Source organism: Paenibacillus piscarius (genome assembly GCF_022234545.1).
Classification (GTDB): domain Bacteria; phylum Bacillota; class Bacilli; order Paenibacillales; family Paenibacillaceae; genus Paenibacillus_AQ; species Paenibacillus_AQ piscarius.
In genome coordinates this window covers 176,126-194,775 of the sequence record NZ_JAIEUI010000007.1, presented here as the reverse complement: position 1 = coordinate 194,775, position 18,650 = coordinate 176,126, and the positions used below count along the sequence as shown (strand labels likewise).

Genomic DNA, 18,650 nt, shown 5'->3' with positions numbered 1-18,650 from the left:
AATCATACACCGGACATGCTGCTAACATATGACATGCTTAGTGGTAGTACGGCTGTTAGTCTGTGAAATTGTTTTACATAATAAATGATATAAAAAAGAAAATTATTTTCATTCATCATCAGGATAAATCAAATCCGTACCGGTTGCAATAGGGATTTTTGTTTTGGGCTGGATTAAGGGCCCGGGTGGCATATTGCCGGGGAACAGATGCACTGTGCGGGCATAATGGTACACTTACAACAAAAGCGAAAATTATAATCGCCTAAACAGAAATAAAGCAGCAACCTGGGCCTTTGATCGGCCGTGCAGGTTGCTGCTTTTTATTCAGTCTGTCCGGCGCTTCTGCCGCCGGTCATCCGGCCGCGCAGCAGCTCCCAGAGGATGAAGAGGAGTATAAGCAGCTGCGGTATCGCGGTCTCCCAGGTTGGGTACAGACCAAGCCACCCGATAGAAGGCAGGCCGGTTCCGGTATGGGCCGGAAGCTGGCCGGCGATTTGCAGTGCATGGATGCTCTCGCCCAGGAAGCGGAACACCAGATAGTAGATCAGCAGCGCTCCGGCACGGAAGAAGGCGGCAATCGGCAGCCTTACACTGAGTGCAATGATGGCATAGCCCAGTACAACCAGAACGGCAAGTGCTGACCCGATCCCGAGCAGCAGCTGGGAGGGCTTAATGGCCGAGGCCATGCCGGCATAGAAAATGGTCGTCTCTGCGCCTTCGCGCAAGATAGCCAGTGCAGCGATGAAGAATAGAGTCCATAAATTGCCTCTGGCGAGTGCACCCTGCATCCGGCGGTCCACATACTTGTTCCAGGCCGCAGTACTGGACTTGCCGTGCAGCCAGCGGCCGACGGTAAGCATCATGGCTACAGCTACCAGGCCGGTAATCCCTTCAATCAGCTCGCGCGCCCCGCCGGAGGCAGCCTTCGAGAGAGAGTACGTTAACAAAACCGCAAGCCCGATGCTTCCGGCAAGTCCTGCTGCGGCACCCGACCAGACCCACCGCCGGGCGGCCGGCTGTGCCTCCCGGCGCAGATAAGCCAGGAGTGCAGCGAGCACCAGGATTGCCTCCAGTCCTTCGCGCAGGAGAATCAATGCTGCATCCCAGGCGGTGTAGGTCTGCTCCCCGGCCAGCGGGGCCAGCTCGGCGGACATCTTGTCCAGCAGCGCCAGCGCCTGATTCAGCTTCGGGGGATTGGAGAGCAGATCCCCTGTCACAGCGGTGCTCTCATTCTCGATGCTGGCATAGACCTTGGGCGAGGCCAGCTGAACCTGACCTTCTGCTGAAGGCCAGGCTGTGATGAATGCTTCCATCACGGCTGCGGCTCCAGCGCTGTCTCCAGCCTTCGCTGCCGCTGAGGCTTGATTCAGGTAGCGGAGCAAGCCTTCAATTGAAGCTGGTTCAGCCGGGGAGCCCCCGGCGTTGACAGCCTTGCCCTCGCTGTAATCGGTCAGCAGCGTGACCAGTGCTTCCGCTTCGGCCCGCGCGGCCTCCCCGCGGGGAGGCTCTGCCTGCAGCGCGATGCGCAGCAGGCTCATCTTCGTCTCCAGCAGGCTGTAGACGTCGGGATTGTCGGCCCGGATGCCGCGCTCCGCCGGCGTCCAGCCGCTCACGACGGCGCGGTAGGCTTCCGCCGCCGCCGTCCAGTCGGCGCTGCGCGCCGCTTCCCGCGTGCGCTCCGCCGCGGGCAGCAGCTTCGCCGCCGCTGCGCGTCCGGCGGCGCTGGTGTCACCGCCGCCTTCGCCTGCGGCGGCGGTGACATAGGCGTCCACGCTGCGGGCGAGCGTGGACAGGGCCGTCCTGGCGGGCGCTCCGCCGCCGCCCGCCAGAGCCTCCGCCGCGGCGGCGAGCGCGGCGTCCACCTCGGCCGCCGGACCGGCGAGTGCCGGGTCCGGCGTGCCTTCGTTCGCGCTGCGCCATAGCGCCGCGAACGCGTCGACATCGGCCGCCGCCGCTTCCCAGCGGCTCTGGCCGGCCTCGACCAGCGCGCTGCCTACGGGCGGCAGCAGCTCATCCGCCGGCGCGCCTGAAGCCGAAGACGGCGCGCCGGACAGCAGCAGGCAGAACAGCAGCACCGCTGTCCGGAACTGCCGCCATGGATTCTTTTTAACCGTGAGTTTCATCGGGATCATTCCCTTCAAGTTTAGCGAGTAGGGGGGCGCTTGCAACGGACTCAGCTGCGCTTATTTTAGCAATATTAACGTTTCTGCAAGTTGAACGGACTCAGTGGAGCTTATGTACAAATAATTGGGAGGAAACCGCCCGCCGTAACGGAAATAAGCGCCGTGGAGTCCGTTGGAGTAGCTAAATATGCTTGAAAAGAGAAAATAAGCGCCTCTCAGTCCGCAACGATCAGCTACCTGTCCGTCCTCTCCGGTGCCCGAATCGCCGTTACCCTTCCGTCCCCAGAATCCCTTGGCTCCTGCTTCCTCAGCGCCACCCGACACAGCCTAGGCGTTTCATCCCTCAAGCAGCTGCTCCCCGATGGTGCCGCCTTCCCGTACGCCGGGGAAGCAGGCAAAAACAGCGCTGCCCGTATGCGCCATATATTCATTCAGCCGGTCGTTTGCGGCGAGGCGCTGCTGGATAGTTACGAATTGCTTCAGATCCTTCTGGAAGCTGATAAAGACCAGCCCGGCATCAAGCTGTCCGGTCTTGAGGTCCATGCCGCTGGAATAGGAGTAAGAGCGGCGCAGCATCTGGATCGAGCCATCCCCGTGGGCGAGCGCCGAATGCGAATCCGGCGGGATGACCGGCTTGCCGCCGGCATCGGTGGCCGTAAGATCAAGCTTCGCGAATTCGTCCCGTGCTCCTAGCGGGGCCCCGCTCTGCCGGTGGCGGCCGAAGGTGGCCTCCTGGTCGCTCAGGGAGGAGCGGTCCCAGACCTCGATACGGAAGCGCACCCGGCGCAGCGCCAGATAGGAGCCGCCGTTCATCCAGGCGGGACCGTCCGTGCCGCCGCTCCAGACGATGCTGCGCATCTTGGCGTCATCGGTAACATCCGGGTTCCCCGTGCCGTCCTTGAAGCCCAGCAGATTACGCGGGGTGCCGCCTGACGGATCGGCGCTGCCGCTGCGCTGGAAGCCTTCCTGCGTCCAGCGCAGCACCGCGGTTCCCCGGGCGAGGCGGGCTAAATTGCGGATAGCATGGAACGCCACCTGCATATCGTCTGCACAGGCCTGGACACAGAGATCGCCGCCGCTCCACCGGGATTCGAGACTGTCTCCCGGGAAGGCCGGAAGCTCAGTGAAGGAGCCGGGCCGCTTCCCCGCCAGTCCGAACCGCCCGTCAAACAGAGCCGGCCCCACCCCGAATGTAAGTGTACATTTGGAGGGCGTTAGGCCATCGGCCTCGCCAGTATCTGCCGGCGGAAGGTTGGGGTTGTCGTTAGCGCTGCCGATCAGCGTACCGGAAGTCAGCGCGGCAGCGGCTGTAGTCCAGGCTTGCAAAAGCTTCTGTACATCGCTGAGCCTCGAAGTGGTCAGATCGAAGGAGGCGAAGCAGAGGAAGTTCTGTGCAGGCGTAATAATCCCCGCCTGATGCTTACCGTAGAAGGGAATCGTGTCTGCTGCTCCTGCACTCAGCCCGGAGGCTGCGGCGGCCGGGACTGCCCGTCCTGCCGCCTGACGTGCAGCCATGATGCTGCCCACACCGCCTCCACCGAGCAGGAGGCCGAGGCCTGAGGCTCCGGTAAGCCGCAGCATATCGCGGCGGCTGATTTTTTGACGGAGCAGACTGTTGTCCCCGGCAGGAGGGCTGCCCTCTGCGTCTGCATGGCTTAAGGTAATCTTGTCCTTCTTAGTCATCTCGGGGTCACACTCCCAGAATCGTTCCCATGTTGGATAGCGGCTCGGCCAAGGCATCGAGATTCTGGCTTAGCTTGCGGATTTCATCTTCCTTCAGGGTCTCGTAAGACACGTAGCCATCCCCGGACTTGAACGGAGCCAGCTCATTCAGCAGGGCTGTGAACCGGTCACCGATCGTTTGCGCGAGATCCGGGTCTTTTTTGGACAGCTCCGGCTTCAACAGCTCATAGATCTTCTGGGCTCCCTCCACATTCGCCACAAAATCATACAAATCCGTATGCGAATAACGCTCCTCTTCCCCAGTTACTTTGGAGGACGAGACTTCATTCAGCAGCTCCACAGCTCCGGTAACGAGCAGGTTGGCGTCAATCCCTGCAGTCTCCACCTTGGCGCGCAGCAATTGCGCATCCTTCAGCAGACGGTCGGCGACATCTGTCATGCCCTCTGTAGTGTTGTTCTGCCACAACGCCAGCTCGAGCTTATGGAAACCGCGCCACTGCGCAGCATCTACATCATTCTCACGGGCATCGATGTTCGGGTCCAGGTCACCGAGCGCTTCGGCGATCGGCTCGATCCGCTCATAATGCATCCGCGCCGGAGCATACAGCGCCTTGGCCGCTTCCAGCTTGCCCGCCTTGACGGCATCCGTGAAGCCTTCGGTCTGCTTGACGAACTCATCGCATTCTTCAATGACATATTTGCGGTATTCATTAATGGCAGTGGTGAAGTCTGCGCTAGTCTCGTCCCCGGCCTTCACAACATTGGCTGTCCCGCTGCTTGCCTGGGCTGCAGCATTATTCCCGGAATTATTGTTATCCCCATTGTTGTTACTGTTGTCCTTACCCGCACATCCGGCGAACAGAAGGGACGCTGCGAGTAAACCGGCAGGCACTGCATAACTGATCTTCATTTGGCTGAACACCCCTTAAGGTAAATGATAAGAATGTGTGACTTTAACATATGTAAATGATAATGATTATCAATGATGGACTTATCATAAATCTCCGTAATCCGCCTGTCAACAAAAATGTGATAATTGTCATACTTACAGAAATCGCACAGAAAACTCACATTAAACTCACTTGAAACGCACAAAAAACGTCCCCCGCAGAGGACGCTGAATATATATTTTGAAGCTTCTGATTCTATAATTGGCGGGCTCTCCAGCTTATTCTAAACCGTAGACCGCTCAATAATCCGGTAGTCCAGCTTACGGTATACCGGCCGGGGGCTGCCCGAATGGATCTGTTCATGGATGATGCGGAAGGCGGCGGCTCCCATCTCATACAGGTGGTTGTCGATGGTGGTGATCTCAAGCAGCCGGCCGATCGGCTGGTTGTCGAAGCTCAGTACCGCAAGGTCACCAGGGATGCTGAGACCCGCTCTGCGCGCCTCTATGATCAGCCCGGCGGCTACATGATCTCCAGTGATAATCATGGCCTCCGGCCGCTCTGCCATCTTCAGCAGGGACCTGGCCGCGGCGGCGCCTTCTTCCTCCGTAGTACAATCATAGATCATCCATTCCTCTTCAAAAGCAAGCTGCTGCCCGGTAATGAATTCGCGGTAAGCCGCCTGCCGGATCACCGCACTGCTGCCGTTACGCCGGCCCTCGCAATAACCGATGGAGCGGTAACCCTTGCCGGTCAAGTATTCCAGCCCCTGCCTGAACGCCGCATAATGCTCAATATAGACAGAAGAATAGCGCCGCTCTCCGCTGTCCTGGCAGGTGACGACCGGACCGTAGGCCGTATACTCCTCGATGATCTCCGGCTTCAGCGCAGTCGATACAATAATGACACCGTCAATTTCTTTATGGCGCAGCATCTCCAGCACCTTCACTTCTTCTTCCTCCAGATAATTGCTCTGGCACACAATCAGCCGGTATTGTGAGAGCAGTGCCTCATGGGCGATTCCGTTCATCATAATGGAGAAATAAAAGGCACTGATATAGGGAAGAATCACCGCCACCGCACCGGTACGCCCGGTAATCAGATGAACGGCGTTCATATTGCGGGTATAGTCGAGCTGCTCGATTGTATTCAGCACGGCGGCTCTTTTGTCCTTGCTGACATAAGGATGGTTGTTCAGCACCCGCGAGACAGTGGTTACGGATACTCCGGCTATCCGGGCAATTTCTTTAATATTAGCCACGTTCGTCTGCGCCTCCTGTGTGAGAATCGTATGACATTATTCTAACTATAAATGTGCAAAAAGGGATACAGAGAACTTCATATCAATCAAAGAATTGGAATATCCCAACTTTAAGGGATGGAAGAGGAAGGACGAATACCGCTATAATTCGGATATTGGTTTGGAGATGATCTGGATAGCGGCGGAGGTGCCGAGAAGGAGGATTCATATGAATAATCAGACATCAATGGCGCCGGGACGGCAAATAATCGGTTCTGACAGAGTCAATGCTTACGTAAAATCGCCGGAAAAACAGAGGAAGCTGTATAAAAAAACGTTATGGCTTGTTGTTATCTCACAAATATTCGGAGGGGCGGGGCTAGCTGCCGGGCTTACCGTCGGAGCGCTGCTTGCGCAGGACATGCTGGGCAGCGACAGCCTTTCCGGTCTTCCCGCAGCTTTGTTTACGCTGGGCTCCGCGGCGGCAGCGCTTGTTGTAGGAAGCTTGTCACAGCGATTTGGACGGAGAGTCGGGCTGGCAGCCGGTTTCATAGCGGGCGGAGCCGGAGCGGTTGGCGTTGTGTTTGCCGCGCTTTGGGATCAAATAGCGCTGCTGTTTGTGTCCCTGTTGATTTATGGAGCAGGCACGGCAACCAACCTGCAAGCCCGTTACGCCGGTACGGACCTGGCGCAGCCGGATCAGCGGGCCCAAGCAATCAGTACAGCGCTGGTGTTTACGACGATTGGTGCGGTGGCAGGTCCCAATCTGGTAGAACCGACTGGCCGTATGGCAGCCTCCATCGGTCTTCCTGCCTTATCGGGGCCGTTTATTCTGGCGGCAGCTGCTTATTTGATAGCGGGCCTGGTGCTGCTGCTGTTTCTTCACCCTGATCCGTTTATCGTTGCCAAGGCAATAGCCGAAGGGGAGAGCCTGAATACAGGCACGCAGGTGAAAGGCGGAATAAACCTCCAGGCGAAGGGGGACGCAGGCCGTCCGCGGAGCACCCATAACCGGACAGGACTTATTGTCGGAGCAACGGTTATGGTGCTTACCCAAATCGTAATGGTAGGCATTATGGTCATGACGCCCGTTCATATGAAGCAGCATGGCCATGGTCTTGGTGATGCAGGTCTGGTGATCGGCATCCATGTTGCATGCATGTATTTGCCTTCCCTGCTGACTGGCGTGCTGGTGGATAAGCTTGGGCGCTCCTTTATGTCCTATGCATCAGGCGTAACATTGCTGCTGGCGGGTTTAACTGCGGCTTTTGCACCAGGCGAATCCATGGGCTTGCTTATTGTAGCGTTGGCGCTTCTTGGCTTAGGCTGGAACTTTGGCCTGATTAGCGGAACGGCAGCCATTATCGACTCCACAATGCCGAAGGTTCGTGCGAAGACGCAAGGTACGGTCGATGTGCTGATTGCGCTAGCTGGCGCATCCGGCGGCGCTATGTCTGGCGTGGTTATGGCTGGTGCCGGCTATTCCATGCTTTCACTTGCCGGAGGTTTGATGTCCTTGCTGCTTATTCCGGTAGTTGCCTGGTCATGGAGGAAAAATTCAGCTTCTCGTTCTGAAATCCAGTCATAAATCATATTAATATCGGCCGTTACGGCAGACTGTTGCGCCATCTATTGCGGCATATAAAAAAGCTTGCTATGGAATCCATTTCATACAATACACTGGGGGTGCAACAGCAGCTCTACCGGAGAAACCGGCGTGACCGCAAGGGCGTGACGGACCGGTAAAGCTTGTGGCTTGTACCTTCCGCCGGCTGCAACCCTTAATGCTAAGGGAATGCAGTCTTTTTGCTGTGCCCTGACCCTGATTCCCCGGGATTGTCCCGAATCCGCCGCTGCCCCCGCCCATTTTAATGCTGTGACAGCACCATTAACTGCCCCACCACATAGTATGGTTTGACTGTATCCCTTTACCTTGTTATACCAAACAAACCCAGGGCAAGGAGGGGTGACACCATTGAAGGGGAACGAACATCATAGCAAATTTTTGTTGACGCATCGTGAACGCGAAGTATTCGAGCTTCTTGTGCAGGACAAAACTACACGGGATATTGCAGGACTTCTGTTCATCAGCGAAAAAACCGTCCGCAACCACATCTCCAACGTAATGCAGAAATTAAACGTAAAAGGCCGTTCACAAGCGGTAGTCGAGCTGATTAAGCTTGGGGAGCTGAAGATCTAGCTGCCGGGCTTCTGAGGTGATGCGTTTCAGCCTTCCTTTGCCTTTCGCGGCGGAGGGAGGTTTTTGTTGTCTCTGTCCATTTCATCGGCAAATCTCATAAAGGTTTACTGGGATTGGATATTTTAAGAAAGTACGGATTTATTCTTGATCTTGAGAACATGGAACTTCATTCCTCCCACTTCAACGATTAGCTGATCTTCCTATCCAATACCCGTTCCCATGATTGTCCCAATCAGCGCCCTATTCCTGACTTAGGGGCAAGCGGTGGGGAAGAAACGGGAATAGCCCCCAGGCGGGGGCTTATTGATGCTGCACAATATACCGGATATAATCGGCGGCACTCTGGTCGATGGCTTCGTCACTCGCCTGGAAGGAGGCCCCGAAGACTGCGAAGTAAGGCAGCGTCGTTGCACCGACATGGATTGCGCTGGCCTTGAACGGGGCGATCACTTCATCCACTGTAAAAGAAACAGAGCCGGTAGGCAGATAATTTTCTTGTTTATCCCCGATCGACATCGCCAGCCCCATTCTTTTCCCATTCAGCTTGTTACCATTAGAACCGTAGGCCCAGCCGTGGGTGAAGACATCGTCGAGCCATTTTTTTAGCAGCGGAGGATAGCTGTACCAGTACAGCGGGAACTGGAAAATAATATGCTGATGCGCCTCCAGCAATTGCTGCTCGCTCGTCACGTCGATTTTCCAGTCCGGATACTTTTTATATAACTCATGGATCGTCACTTTGTCCGGGTGCAGCAGCAGCTCCTGTCTCCATCTCCGGTTTACCCGGGAAGCTTCTACATTGGGATGGGCAAGGATTACAAGGGTTGTCATTAGGAATCACCTTCCGGTAGAGATTTGGCCGATGCGGCTGGTTCTATTATTTTGTAAATTCCTGAAAATGTAAATACACACAATGAAGTAACCTAGTTACCTCCAGGTGTGCATTGGAATCGGGAGCCGGATATGGCAAAATAGAAATCATTAGATAGGCTGCATGGTTATAGCTGGTCTGGAGGTGCGGTGTGAAGGAATATCATTTGGGGATTGAAGCTACACTGGACATTATCGGGGGCAAGTGGAAGTCACTGATCATCTGCAGACTGATGCCCGGGCCGCAAAGAACCAGCGAGCTTCAGCGCAGCATTCGGGGAATCTCGCAAAAGGTGCTGATCCAGCAGCTCCGCGAGCTTGAGCGCGACGGCATCATCGGCAGACAGGTGTACCAGCAAATGCCGCCCAAGGTCGAGTACTATATTACAGAGTACGGAATTACTGCCAATGCCATTATTGACCTGATGTGCTCCTGGGGCAGAACCAATATTGCCATCCGGCAGCAGCGGGGCGAGGAGATCATCCTGCTGGAGAATGACTCCAGTCAGGAGTGAATGTCCTGCGGCATTGACAATAGTTTTATATCAAACTATAATGCGTTTATGGAAACCAGAGATGTAATTTCACTAATGTCCAGAATCAGAGAGAAGGTTAACCGGTTCCTGGTGCAGGAGATGGCGAAGCAGGGACTGGAGGGTATCGGCACTTCGCATGGGGATATTATCTATGCGCTGCTTCATACAGAGAGGCTGACAATGGCAGAGATCTCAACCCGGATTCATAAGGACAAATCGACCGTTACAGCGCTTGTAGACAAGCTGGTCCGGCTGGGGCTGGTGACAAAGGTAAGGAATCAGGAGGACACCCGGTACGTATATGTTGCTCTGACCGCCCGGGGGCAGGAGCTGGAGACGGTATTTGAAGCGATATCCTCCGCCATGCTGGATCAGTTCTACCGTAATATTTCGGAGGAGGAGAAGCAGACACTGCTTGCTATTTTGCAGAAGATCAACGCCAACTTATAAAAATTTTTGGATGATAGTTTGATATCAAACTATGTAGAAGGAGCAGGTTATCAATGAGAGATTATACCAAGGAGCTGCCGCCGCATACAGAGAGGTACCTCGGTGAGCACGACCTATACCTGGAGATCTTTGAGGGGGAGGAGCAGGCACGGGGAACGGGACAGAAGCCTCCGCTGCTGCTGGTACACGGTGCTTATACGGGAAGCTGGATGTGGAGTAAATACATTCCGCATTTCATCCGCGAAGGCTGGACCTGCTATGTCATGAATCTGAGAGGCCATTACCGCAGCAGGGTGCTGGACATGACTCGGCTTACCTTCGAGGACTATCTGGAGGATATACGGGAAGTCCTGTATGAAGTGATTGCTGAGCGCGGGGAGGCCCCGATTGTCATCGGCTTCAGCATGGGCGGGATTCTGAGCCAGAAGCTGGCTGAGAGTGAAGTGCTCGCAGGACTTGTTTTAATGGATTCCAGTGTATGCCGCGAGGTCCATGACCTTGTGCCATACAGCGATCTCGTTCCGTCCATACCGGGGAACGTAGTGCCTGCGCCGGTTCGTGAGGAAGCGGCAAGCATAGATGAATCGGCAGAGGACATCGCCTTTCAGCAGAAATATCTGACGATGGAGTCGGCCAGGGCGTTCAGCGCCTTCTCCTTCTTCTACGGTGCAACAGGCATACCGGTGGACAGCCGTGCAGTCCATTGCCCTTGTCTGGTGATTCATGCAGTGAACACGGAGGAGGAAGACCGCCGGGGGCAAGCGAATGCAGACTATTTCCGCGCAGAGTATTCTGGCTTGTGGAACATCACCCATACCGGTCTGCTCGTAGGGCAGCGGTATCTGGAGGGTGTTCAGACGGTGCTGGAGTGGCTGAAGCGGAAGATAGAGCCTGCCCGTTGAAGATAAATAAAAGGCCGCATGAACCGGGTTGCTCCGGCTTCTCAGCGGCCTTGATTTTATGTGAAGTTCTTATGTGAGATGTAAGCTAATCTATATGTGAGCCGGGTGCGCTTAATGAAACTTGACGCTCTTGATGCGGGATTCCTGTTCGTAAGTCAGCGGGCGCGGCGCTGGCGGCGTGTGCAGATGGCGGTGTGCGCTGTATTCCATCTTCCGGTAGTCTTCTTCCCCTGAAGTCATTCCGGGCTGCCACATTCCGGTTACCCAATTCTTCAATTCCTTGATTCCTGCCAGCATTTCATTCATCCTCCTTGGCGATGAAATACAATGATTTGATCTCTCTGTTATCCACTTGTGATTACGCTTTCATTATAACATACGAAATCCAAAAATCAAATAAATGTCCGCCTGAAAAAGACAAAAAAAGAGGATGAAGTTGATGGTAACTGGACTTGTGTTTCATGAAGGGAATGGTGTCCTTGTGGGAGAGACAATGAATGTGTAACAAAAAAGCGACAGCCGGATGGTGGCGGTCGCTTGTGGCAGAAGCTTATGCTGAAGCAGATAAACGCTTCAATTCAGCTTCATGATCTATAGAACGCCGGGCCAGTATATCCAGCGTGGCATCATGTCCTCTAAGGGTCCGGTCGATCCGCTCCAGCGTATCCCGGCCGGCAACGACTTCAGCGTTGACTTCGGACACTGCCTGCTGAATCAGCGGGATCAGCTTCGTATCTTCCTTGATGCTCTCGACATCTTCTTTGATACCCACGATATCTTCTTTGATGCCCACGATATCGGCCTTGATCGTAACCAGCTCCGCAACAACTTCCGACTTGAATGTGTTGAATTCTGACTTGAATGTCTTGAATTCTGACTTTAATGTGTTGAATTCCGACTTGAATGTATTGAATTCCGACTTGAATGTATTGAATTCCGACTTGAATGTATTGAATTCCGACTTGAATGTACCGAATTCTGACTTAAATGTGCCGAATTCTGACTGAAGGCTTCTAACATCTGATTTGATATCCGTGATTTCAGACTTCATCCCTTGCAGCTCAGTTAGAATCTGCTGGAGAATGACATCGCTCATACACACAACTCCTTAGATTAGGCTTGGTATGGGATTGTAATAAATAGTGGGTACCTGGAGGGCAGGTATACGTCATTATAGCATATTTGCGTCATTTTGGGCGGCTGCTGTAAAAAGAATTCCATGAACATATTGGACATAAGAGGACTGATATTTCAATTTATAAATATACAAAATAGGACAATAGGTGTACTATTGCATTACTTGGACTTCCCGGAGCGCAGGGTCTGCACAGAGGTGTATGTGAATAAATGCGCATGATTCTGTGCGGGCTGCTCCCGGAGGCATATGTATGTAAGACACAGCAACAAGAGTAACCGATATGGAGATGGGGGAATCAGGATTCATGAAGACAAGAAACTGGAAACATATTACGAAGCTATTGCTGCTGACCGCTGCGGTCAGTATGGTTGCTGCCGGCTGCGGCAGTGCAAGTCAGGGGAACAATGCCAAGAACACAGGGGCCGGGAATGCGGCGGGCACACCCGCTGAGGCCGTTACGATATCGCTAGGGCTGCTGCCTTCGATCGATGCGATTCCTTTTATTATTGCCCATGAACAGGGCTTTGATAAACAGCATCATGTGAACCTGGATATTCAGACCTTCAAGAGTGCCAAGGACCGCGATGTAGCTTTTCAAGCCGGGAAGGTGGATGGCCTCAGCGCGGATCTGGTTGCCATTTCGATCTATAATGAAGCAGGCCTTGATGTCAAAATCACCAGCACCACTACAGGCGAATTCGACCTGCTGACCGGGAACGACGAGGTCAAAGAGGTGAAGGATCTGAAGGGGAAAACGGTGATTCTGTCCAAGAACACTTCGACCCAATATACCGTAGCTATGATGCTGAAGCAGGCAGGCCTGACGGAAGACGATATTACCGTGACCGAGGTGCCGCAGATTCCGACCCGTCTGGAGCTGCTCAAGAATCAGAAGGCTGATGCGGCGGTGCTGCCGGAGCCGTTCGTAACCATGGGCAAATCTGCCGGACTGCGCGTCCTCAGCTCCACCCATAGTGCGGGAATTAATCCGTTTGTGCTGGCTTTTCCCCAGAGCGCGATTGATGACAAGGCACAGGGAATCCGCGATATGTATGCCGCTTATGACGAGGCTGTTGAATATATGAAGACACATGACCAATCGGACTATATCGATCTGATTATCAAGGAAGTGGGTTACCCTGACACGCTGAAGCAGGATATTAAGGTGCCGGATTACCTCCCGGCGAACCAGGTGGATGTGAAGGAAGTAGAGGCTGCCTTCGCCTGGGCCCGCGAGAAGGGGCTGCTGACCAAGGATCTGGCGGCTGAAGAAGTGATCTCCGATGTCCAGTTTAAAAACTAGCGGTCTGCACATCCATAACCTGCAAGTGGCATACCAGAATGGGCAGCTTGTACTCGGCGGCATGAACCTGGACTTGCCCGAGCATGGGATATACACAGTCATCGGACCCTCAGGCAGCGGCAAATCTACGCTTCTGCGGGCCATCGCAGGTCTGCTGCCAGGTTACGGCGGGGAGCTGCTGTTCAACGGCCGGCCGGTTCATGACAAGGACACGCTGATCGGGCTGGTGCCGCAGAATTACGGGCTGCTGCCCTGGAAGACAGTTCGGGATAATCTGCGGATCGCTATGAATATTGCCCGCCCCGGAAAGGGCGGCAAGCACAAGCTGGAGCAGGAGCGGCAAATTACACGGTGGCTTGCGTCAATGGGAATTGCAGAGCTTGCGGGCAGATACCCGCTCTCTCTCAGCGGAGGGCAGCAGCAGCGGGTGGCGATTGCCCGCGCTTTTGCCATCCGGCCCACGATTCTGCTGCTGGATGAGCCGTTCTCGGCGCTGGACGCCATGACACGGGAGGGACTGCAGCAGATGTTCATCCGCAGCTGGCAGGAGCATCCGGTGACCGCGCTGTTTGTAACCCATGACGTCGAGGAGGCGATTCTGCTCGGGCAGAAGATTATCGTCCTGGCGGCAGGGCAGCAGGAGCCGCCGGAGCTGGTGGATAACGCTGACGTATTCGCGATGAAGCATGAGGACAAGCGCGAGAGCCAGGAATACTTCGAGCAGAGCAAGCATATCCGAAAGGTCATGATGGAGAAATGGTGAAGCCACGGTATATGGTGTATGTGCTGCGTCTGCTGCTGGTTTTTGCCGGAATGAACGGGGTATGGTATGTCGCCTATCTGCTCATGAATCATGCCATTCTGCCCAGTCCCGGCGCAGTCTATGAGGCGATGTTCCAGCTTGGAGCCCGCGAGGTGGCGGTGAATGTCGGCTACAGCCTGCTGCGGATCTTCGAGGGGGTGCTGCTGGCGCTGCTCCTCGGTCTGCTTATAGGTCTGCTGATGGGCCGCTCCCCGCTCTGGAACAAGCTGCTGGACCCGGTGGTCTATCTGACTTACCCGATTCCCAAGATTGCGCTCCTGCCGGTGGTGATGCTGTTCTTCGGTCTGGGGGAGACCTCCAAGGTGCTGATGATTATGCTGATTCTGCTGTTCCAGATCATCATCTCGGTACGTGATGGCGTGAAGGCCATTCCCGAGAGTACCTATGATGTCCTGACCAGCATTGGCGCCAGCCCCCTGCAGAAGTTCTGGAATGTCACCCTGCCGGGTGCCTTATCGGTGATCCTCAGCACGATCCGCATTTCGCTGGGTACGGCGATATCGGTCCTTTTTTTTACAGAGATCTATGGTACAGAGCATGGCATGGGCTTCTTCATTATGGATGCCTGGCTGCGGCTGGACTATCCCGAGATGTATGCGGGCATCATGCTGTTCAGTCTGGTCGGATTCGTGCTGTTCCTGCTGGTCGATCTGCTCGATTACCGGTTTATGAAGTGGCGGAGATAGACAAAGTGAAGCCCGTTTCCCTGATGGGGAGAACGGGCTTTTTGGATAGAATTTGGGGTCCCTGCAAAGTACTTGAGTCCTCACCTACGCTAATGCTCCACTTTGTGGGGTTATTTTGTGTGTTCATTTTAGAGGTAAGACTTATTTACCGAGCTGTTTGTCTACTTCGCGTACCGGATTCTCGCCTGCGTTCTCTTCAGTCTTGACACTGCTCATGAACCAGCCGGTTGCGGCGATGATGATCAGCACGACGTAGAAGGTCAGCTTCCACCAGGTGCTGTGTGCGAAGTCTTCGGACAATACGCCCAGTGAAGGGTGCGCCAGGGTGATGACAGCGAGCTTAATCCCAACCCAGCCGACGATGAAGAAGGCAGCAACCTCCAGGCCCGGACGGGTGTGAAGCAGCTTGACGAAGAAGGAAGCAGCGAACCGCATAATCACCAGACCAATGAAGCCCCCTGCGAAGATGACGAGGAACTGTCCGCCGTCGAGACCGCCGATGTGACCGATTCCGCTTGGCGGAAGGGCAACGGCGAGGGCTACAGCCGCGAGGATGGAGTCCACGGCAAAGGCGATATCAGCGACTTCAACCTTAAGTACGGTGAACCAGAAGCTGGCTTTTTTCTTATTGACGGCCTCAGGGCTGCCGCTTTCATTGGCTTCTTCCGTAACCGGCTTCTTAAACAATACCTTCCGGAAAATATGATTCCCCGCAATGAATAACAGATAGATCGCACCGATGGCTTGTACCTGCCAGATATCCACCAGATAGGAGATGACAAACAGCGATCCGAAGCGGAACACAAAGGCTCCGGCCAAGCCGTAAAACAGGGCCTTTTTGCGTTCTTCATCCGGAAGATGCTTTACCATAATTGCAAGTACCAGTGCGTTGTCCGCGGCAAGCAGTCCCTCCAGTGCTACGAGAACGAGTAATACCCATCCGTATTCTAATAATAGTCCCCAATCCATTGCTGTTTCCTCCTCAAGTGGTTTAGCTGCTTTTTTTGAAAAAACTGCCGGTGATACCATTAGTTTAACCAAAAATATATATAAAAAAGACCTTTACCAAACAGATTAGCCTTTGGAATAAAGGTAACCTGGTTGGTAAAGGTCTCGCTAACAATGGTTATTGCCGATAAAACCGGAGAATATCCTCATATTCTCGTATTGACGATTTTATCTAACAGCTACTCCCCTTTACGGGATTATATGAAATTTTGAAGTTTTGCGGTTTTGCTAAAAGTATCATATCCGAGTTAAGAGACGTTGTCAATGCCCAGTGAAAACAAATATCAGACAAAAGGAATGGAAGTGAAAACGGAAACATGATAACTATAGGTTATATAAGTTGACATGTGTTATGGCGAAACTGCAAACAAAAGGAAAATGAGGGCAAATACAGCGCCTGGACGATTGACGATCCCCAGTCTTGAAAATATGATGAAACTAATCAAAGCAATCAAGTCAGCTGAGTGTTAACTAAAATAACATTAAACAGACAAGAGACATCTGAACCACATCAAGCAGGAAAATAGTAAAGGAGGTGGGAACATGCAGCCGTCATGTCTATCAAGTGAAGCGGAGGAGGAGATTAGCCGCCACCCGTGCTACAGCGAGGAAGCCCACAGGTTCTATGCCCGGATGCACATCCCGGTTGCTCCCGCCTGTAACATCCAGTGCAATTACTGCAACCGCAAGTTCGACTGTGTGAATGAGAGCAGGCCGGGCGTGGTCAGTGAGGTGCTGACACCGGAGCAGGCAGAACGCAAGGTGCGGGGCGTTGCCGCACAGCTCATGCAGCTCTCTGTGGTGGGGGTGGCCGGACCGGGTGATCCGCTGGCGAATCCGGAGCAGACGTTCGAGACCTTTGCCCGGGTCAGGAAGCAGGTGCCGGATGTCTCCCTATGCCTGAGTACCAATGGTCTCACGCTATACCGGCATATAGAGGAGATTATGGAGCTTGGCATCCGCCACGTCACAATCACCATCAATGCCACCGATCCGGCGGTTGCCGAGGCGATCTATCCCTGGGTCGTTGATGAGGGCATCCGTTATGAAGGAAGAGAGGCCGCGGAGCTGCTGATCAGCCGGCAGTTGCTGGGCCTAGAGCTACTGGCAAAGCTGGGTGTGCTGGTCAAAGTGAACTCCATTATGATTCCCGGGGTTAACGATCACCATCTCCCGGAAGTGTCCAGGCGGGTGAAAGAGTTGGGGGCGACGCTGCACAATGTAACGCCGCTGATCATCGCCCCGGGCAGCCGGTACGAAGCGGACGGGCGTAAGGCGCCCCGCCCCAAGGAACTGCTTAACCTGCAGGAGCAGCTTGGCCGCGGCGGCATGAAGGTTATGCGCCACTGCCGGCAATGCCGGGCCGACGCTATCGGGCTGTTGGGGCAGGACCGTAATCAGGACTTCCCGCTGGAAGCGATGGGAGCCGAACCGGTGGTTGATCAGGAAGCGAGGGCGATGTTCCAGCGTGAGCTGGACGACACCATCCGTGAGCGGGTTCAGGCCAGAAAGGCCAGACGCTTACACGAAGGCGGGCCCCGGACCAGGGTTGCCGTGGCTACACGGGGCGGCGATAAAGTGAACCAGCATTTCGGACATGCGACTGAATTCTTAGTCTACGATACAGATGGAACAGAGGTGAAGCTGCTGGGTGTCCGCAAGATTCAGGCGTATTGTCACGGCAAGGCAGACTGCAACGGCGATAAAGCCGATACCCTGCAGGAGATTGTCTCCATTCTGAGCGATTGCCGCATTCTGCTCTGCTCCGGCATCGGCGATGTGCCGAAGGCCAGCCTGAGCCAGGCGGGGGTGCTGCCGCTCGTGCGCAAAGGCGGCATCCGTGAAGCCATTCTCGAAAGCATCAAGTACAGCTCTTATTTTGAAAATATAAACCAATCTGAAGGGATGATCAATCATGAGACAAATCGCGTTCTACGGTAAAGGCGGTATCGGCAAATCGACTACTTCACAAAATACCCTGGCCCAGCTGGCTACCAAATTCGGGCAAAGAGTAATGATCGTAGGCTGTGACCCCAAGGCAGACTCCACCCGCCTGATTCTGAACACGAAGGCCCAGAACTCTGTACTGGAGATGGCCGCTGAGCTCGGCTCCGTAGAGGATCTGGAGCTGGATGATGTCCTGCAGACCGGCTTCGGCGATATCATCAATGTGGAATGCGGCGGACCGGAGCCGGGTGTAGGCTGCGCCGGGCGCGGGATCATTACCGCCATCAACTTCCTGGAGCAGGAGGGCGCTTATCAGGATCTCGATTTCGTCTCCTACGATGTACTCGGTGACGTAGTATGCGGCGGCTTCGCGATGCCAATCCGTGAGGGCAAGGCCCAGGAGATCTATATCGTCTGCTCCGGCGAGATGATGGCGATGTATGCCGCGAACAATATCGCCCGCGGGATTCTGAAGTATGCGACCAGCGGCGGGGTGAGACTGGGCGGCCTGATCTGCAACAGCCGTAACACCGACCGCGAGGATGAACTGATCACCGAATTGGCCCGCCGCCTGAATACGCAGATGATCCATTTCGTGCCCCGTGACAATGTGGTCCAGCACGCCGAGCTGCGCAGAATGACCGTGGCCCAGTATAATCCGCTGCACCCGCAGGCTCAAGAATACGAGCAGCTGGCTGAGAAGATCCTCAATAACAAAATGCTGACCATCCCGACTCCGATCTCGATGGAGGAGCTGGAGGAGCTGCTGATGGAATTCGGCATCATTGAAGACGAGGAAGCGGCGATCAAGAAGCTGAAGGCTTCGGGACTATAAGACTTACAAAAGAACT

The 18,650-nt window shown here is 54.5% G+C and carries 18 protein-coding genes; 10 read left to right on the top strand and 8 right to left on the bottom strand.

Annotated elements, in window-relative coordinates:
• Positions 1–320: 320 nt before the first annotated feature.
• From K1558_RS14115 to K1558_RS14100, 4 genes are all read right to left on the bottom strand, one after another.
• Complete coding sequence (locus tag K1558_RS14115) at positions 321–2,123, bottom strand: FTR1 family iron permease (RefSeq protein WP_238652222.1); 1,803 nt, start codon at positions 2,121–2,123, stop codon at positions 321–323.
• Positions 2,124–2,459: 336 nt separating this feature from the next.
• Complete coding sequence (gene efeB / locus K1558_RS14110; RefSeq protein WP_274528568.1) at positions 2,460–3,806, bottom strand: iron uptake transporter deferrochelatase/peroxidase subunit; 1,347 nt, start codon at positions 3,804–3,806, stop codon at positions 2,460–2,462.
• Between the two features lie 7 nt (positions 3,807–3,813).
• Entirely contained in the window at positions 3,814–4,716 is a 903-nt protein-coding gene (gene efeO / locus K1558_RS14105; RefSeq protein ID WP_238652221.1) for an iron uptake system protein EfeO, read from the bottom strand.
• 263 nt (positions 4,717–4,979) lie between these two features.
• Positions 4,980–5,957, bottom strand: a complete 978-nt coding sequence (locus tag K1558_RS14100; protein WP_238652220.1) for a LacI family DNA-binding transcriptional regulator — start codon at positions 5,955–5,957, stop codon at positions 4,980–4,982.
• A gap of 226 nt (positions 5,958–6,183) precedes the next feature.
• Between K1558_RS14100 and K1558_RS14095 the strand changes: the two genes are divergently transcribed.
• Entirely contained in the window at positions 6,184–7,524 is a 1,341-nt protein-coding gene (locus K1558_RS14095; RefSeq protein WP_238652302.1) for an MFS transporter, read from the top strand.
• Positions 7,525–7,911: 387 nt separating this feature from the next.
• Positions 7,912–8,136, top strand: a complete 225-nt coding sequence (locus tag K1558_RS14090) for a helix-turn-helix domain-containing protein (protein WP_019908812.1) — start codon at positions 7,912–7,914, stop codon at positions 8,134–8,136.
• Between the two features lie 300 nt (positions 8,137–8,436).
• Here K1558_RS14090 and K1558_RS14085 read toward each other — a convergent pair whose 3' ends face one another.
• Complete coding sequence (locus tag K1558_RS14085; RefSeq protein WP_238652219.1) at positions 8,437–8,967, bottom strand: NAD(P)H-dependent oxidoreductase; 531 nt, start codon at positions 8,965–8,967, stop codon at positions 8,437–8,439.
• Positions 8,968–9,158: 191 nt separating this feature from the next.
• On the opposite strand from K1558_RS14085, the gene K1558_RS14080 reads away from it, so the two are divergent.
• The 3 genes from K1558_RS14080 (at position 9,159) to K1558_RS14070 (ending at position 10,894) form a co-directional block, all read left to right on the top strand.
• A complete protein-coding gene (locus tag K1558_RS14080; protein WP_238652218.1) occupies positions 9,159–9,521 on the top strand; it encodes a winged helix-turn-helix transcriptional regulator in 363 nt (120 codons plus the stop codon).
• Between the two features lie 75 nt (positions 9,522–9,596).
• Entirely contained in the window at positions 9,597–9,992 is a 396-nt protein-coding gene (locus K1558_RS14075; RefSeq protein ID WP_238652217.1) for a MarR family winged helix-turn-helix transcriptional regulator, read from the top strand.
• Positions 9,993–10,045: 53 nt separating this feature from the next.
• The gene (locus K1558_RS14070) at positions 10,046–10,894 is read left to right on the top strand and encodes an alpha/beta hydrolase (protein ID WP_238652216.1); all 849 of its coding nucleotides are present in this window, start codon (positions 10,046–10,048) and stop codon (positions 10,892–10,894) included.
• Positions 10,895–11,005: 111 nt separating this feature from the next.
• On the opposite strand, the gene K1558_RS14065 is transcribed toward K1558_RS14070, so the two are convergent.
• Both K1558_RS14065 and K1558_RS14060 read right to left on the bottom strand, forming a co-directional pair.
• The gene (locus tag K1558_RS14065) at positions 11,006–11,191 is read right to left on the bottom strand and encodes a hypothetical protein (protein WP_238652215.1); all 186 of its coding nucleotides are present in this window, start codon (positions 11,189–11,191) and stop codon (positions 11,006–11,008) included.
• A 253-nt stretch (positions 11,192–11,444) separates the two neighbouring features.
• On the bottom strand, positions 11,445–11,990 hold the full coding sequence (locus K1558_RS14060; RefSeq protein WP_238652214.1) for a DUF713 domain-containing protein: 546 nt from the start codon (positions 11,988–11,990) through the stop codon (positions 11,445–11,447).
• 346 nt (positions 11,991–12,336) lie between these two features.
• On the opposite strand from K1558_RS14060, the gene K1558_RS14055 reads away from it, so the two are divergent.
• The 3 genes from K1558_RS14055 to K1558_RS14045 are packed head-to-tail and all read left to right on the top strand — an operon-like array spanning position 12,337 to position 14,844.
• The gene (locus tag K1558_RS14055; RefSeq protein ID WP_238652213.1) at positions 12,337–13,335 is read left to right on the top strand and encodes an ABC transporter substrate-binding protein; all 999 of its coding nucleotides are present in this window, start codon (positions 12,337–12,339) and stop codon (positions 13,333–13,335) included.
• On the top strand, positions 13,316–14,098 hold the full coding sequence (locus K1558_RS14050) for an ABC transporter ATP-binding protein (RefSeq protein WP_238652212.1): 783 nt from the start codon (positions 13,316–13,318) through the stop codon (positions 14,096–14,098). Before K1558_RS14055 ends, K1558_RS14050 begins: the two co-directional genes overlap by 20 nt.
• A complete protein-coding gene (locus tag K1558_RS14045) occupies positions 14,092–14,844 on the top strand; it encodes an ABC transporter permease (RefSeq protein ID WP_238652211.1) in 753 nt (250 codons plus the stop codon). The genes K1558_RS14050 and K1558_RS14045 overlap by 7 nt, the downstream gene beginning before the upstream one ends.
• Before the next feature lie 141 nt (positions 14,845–14,985).
• Here the strand turns inward: K1558_RS14045 and K1558_RS14040 are convergent, their stop codons facing one another.
• A complete protein-coding gene (locus K1558_RS14040) occupies positions 14,986–15,813 on the bottom strand; it encodes a TerC family protein (RefSeq protein ID WP_238652210.1) in 828 nt (275 codons plus the stop codon).
• Between the two features lie 582 nt (positions 15,814–16,395).
• Between K1558_RS14040 and nifB the strand changes: the two genes are divergently transcribed.
• The gene (nifB, locus tag K1558_RS14035; RefSeq protein ID WP_238652209.1) at positions 16,396–17,793 is read left to right on the top strand and encodes a nitrogenase cofactor biosynthesis protein NifB; all 1,398 of its coding nucleotides are present in this window, start codon (positions 16,396–16,398) and stop codon (positions 17,791–17,793) included.
• Entirely contained in the window at positions 17,768–18,634 is an 867-nt protein-coding gene (nifH, locus tag K1558_RS14030) for a nitrogenase iron protein (protein ID WP_238652208.1), read from the top strand. Before nifB ends, nifH begins: the two co-directional genes overlap by 26 nt.
• Positions 18,635–18,650: the final 16 nt, after the last annotated feature.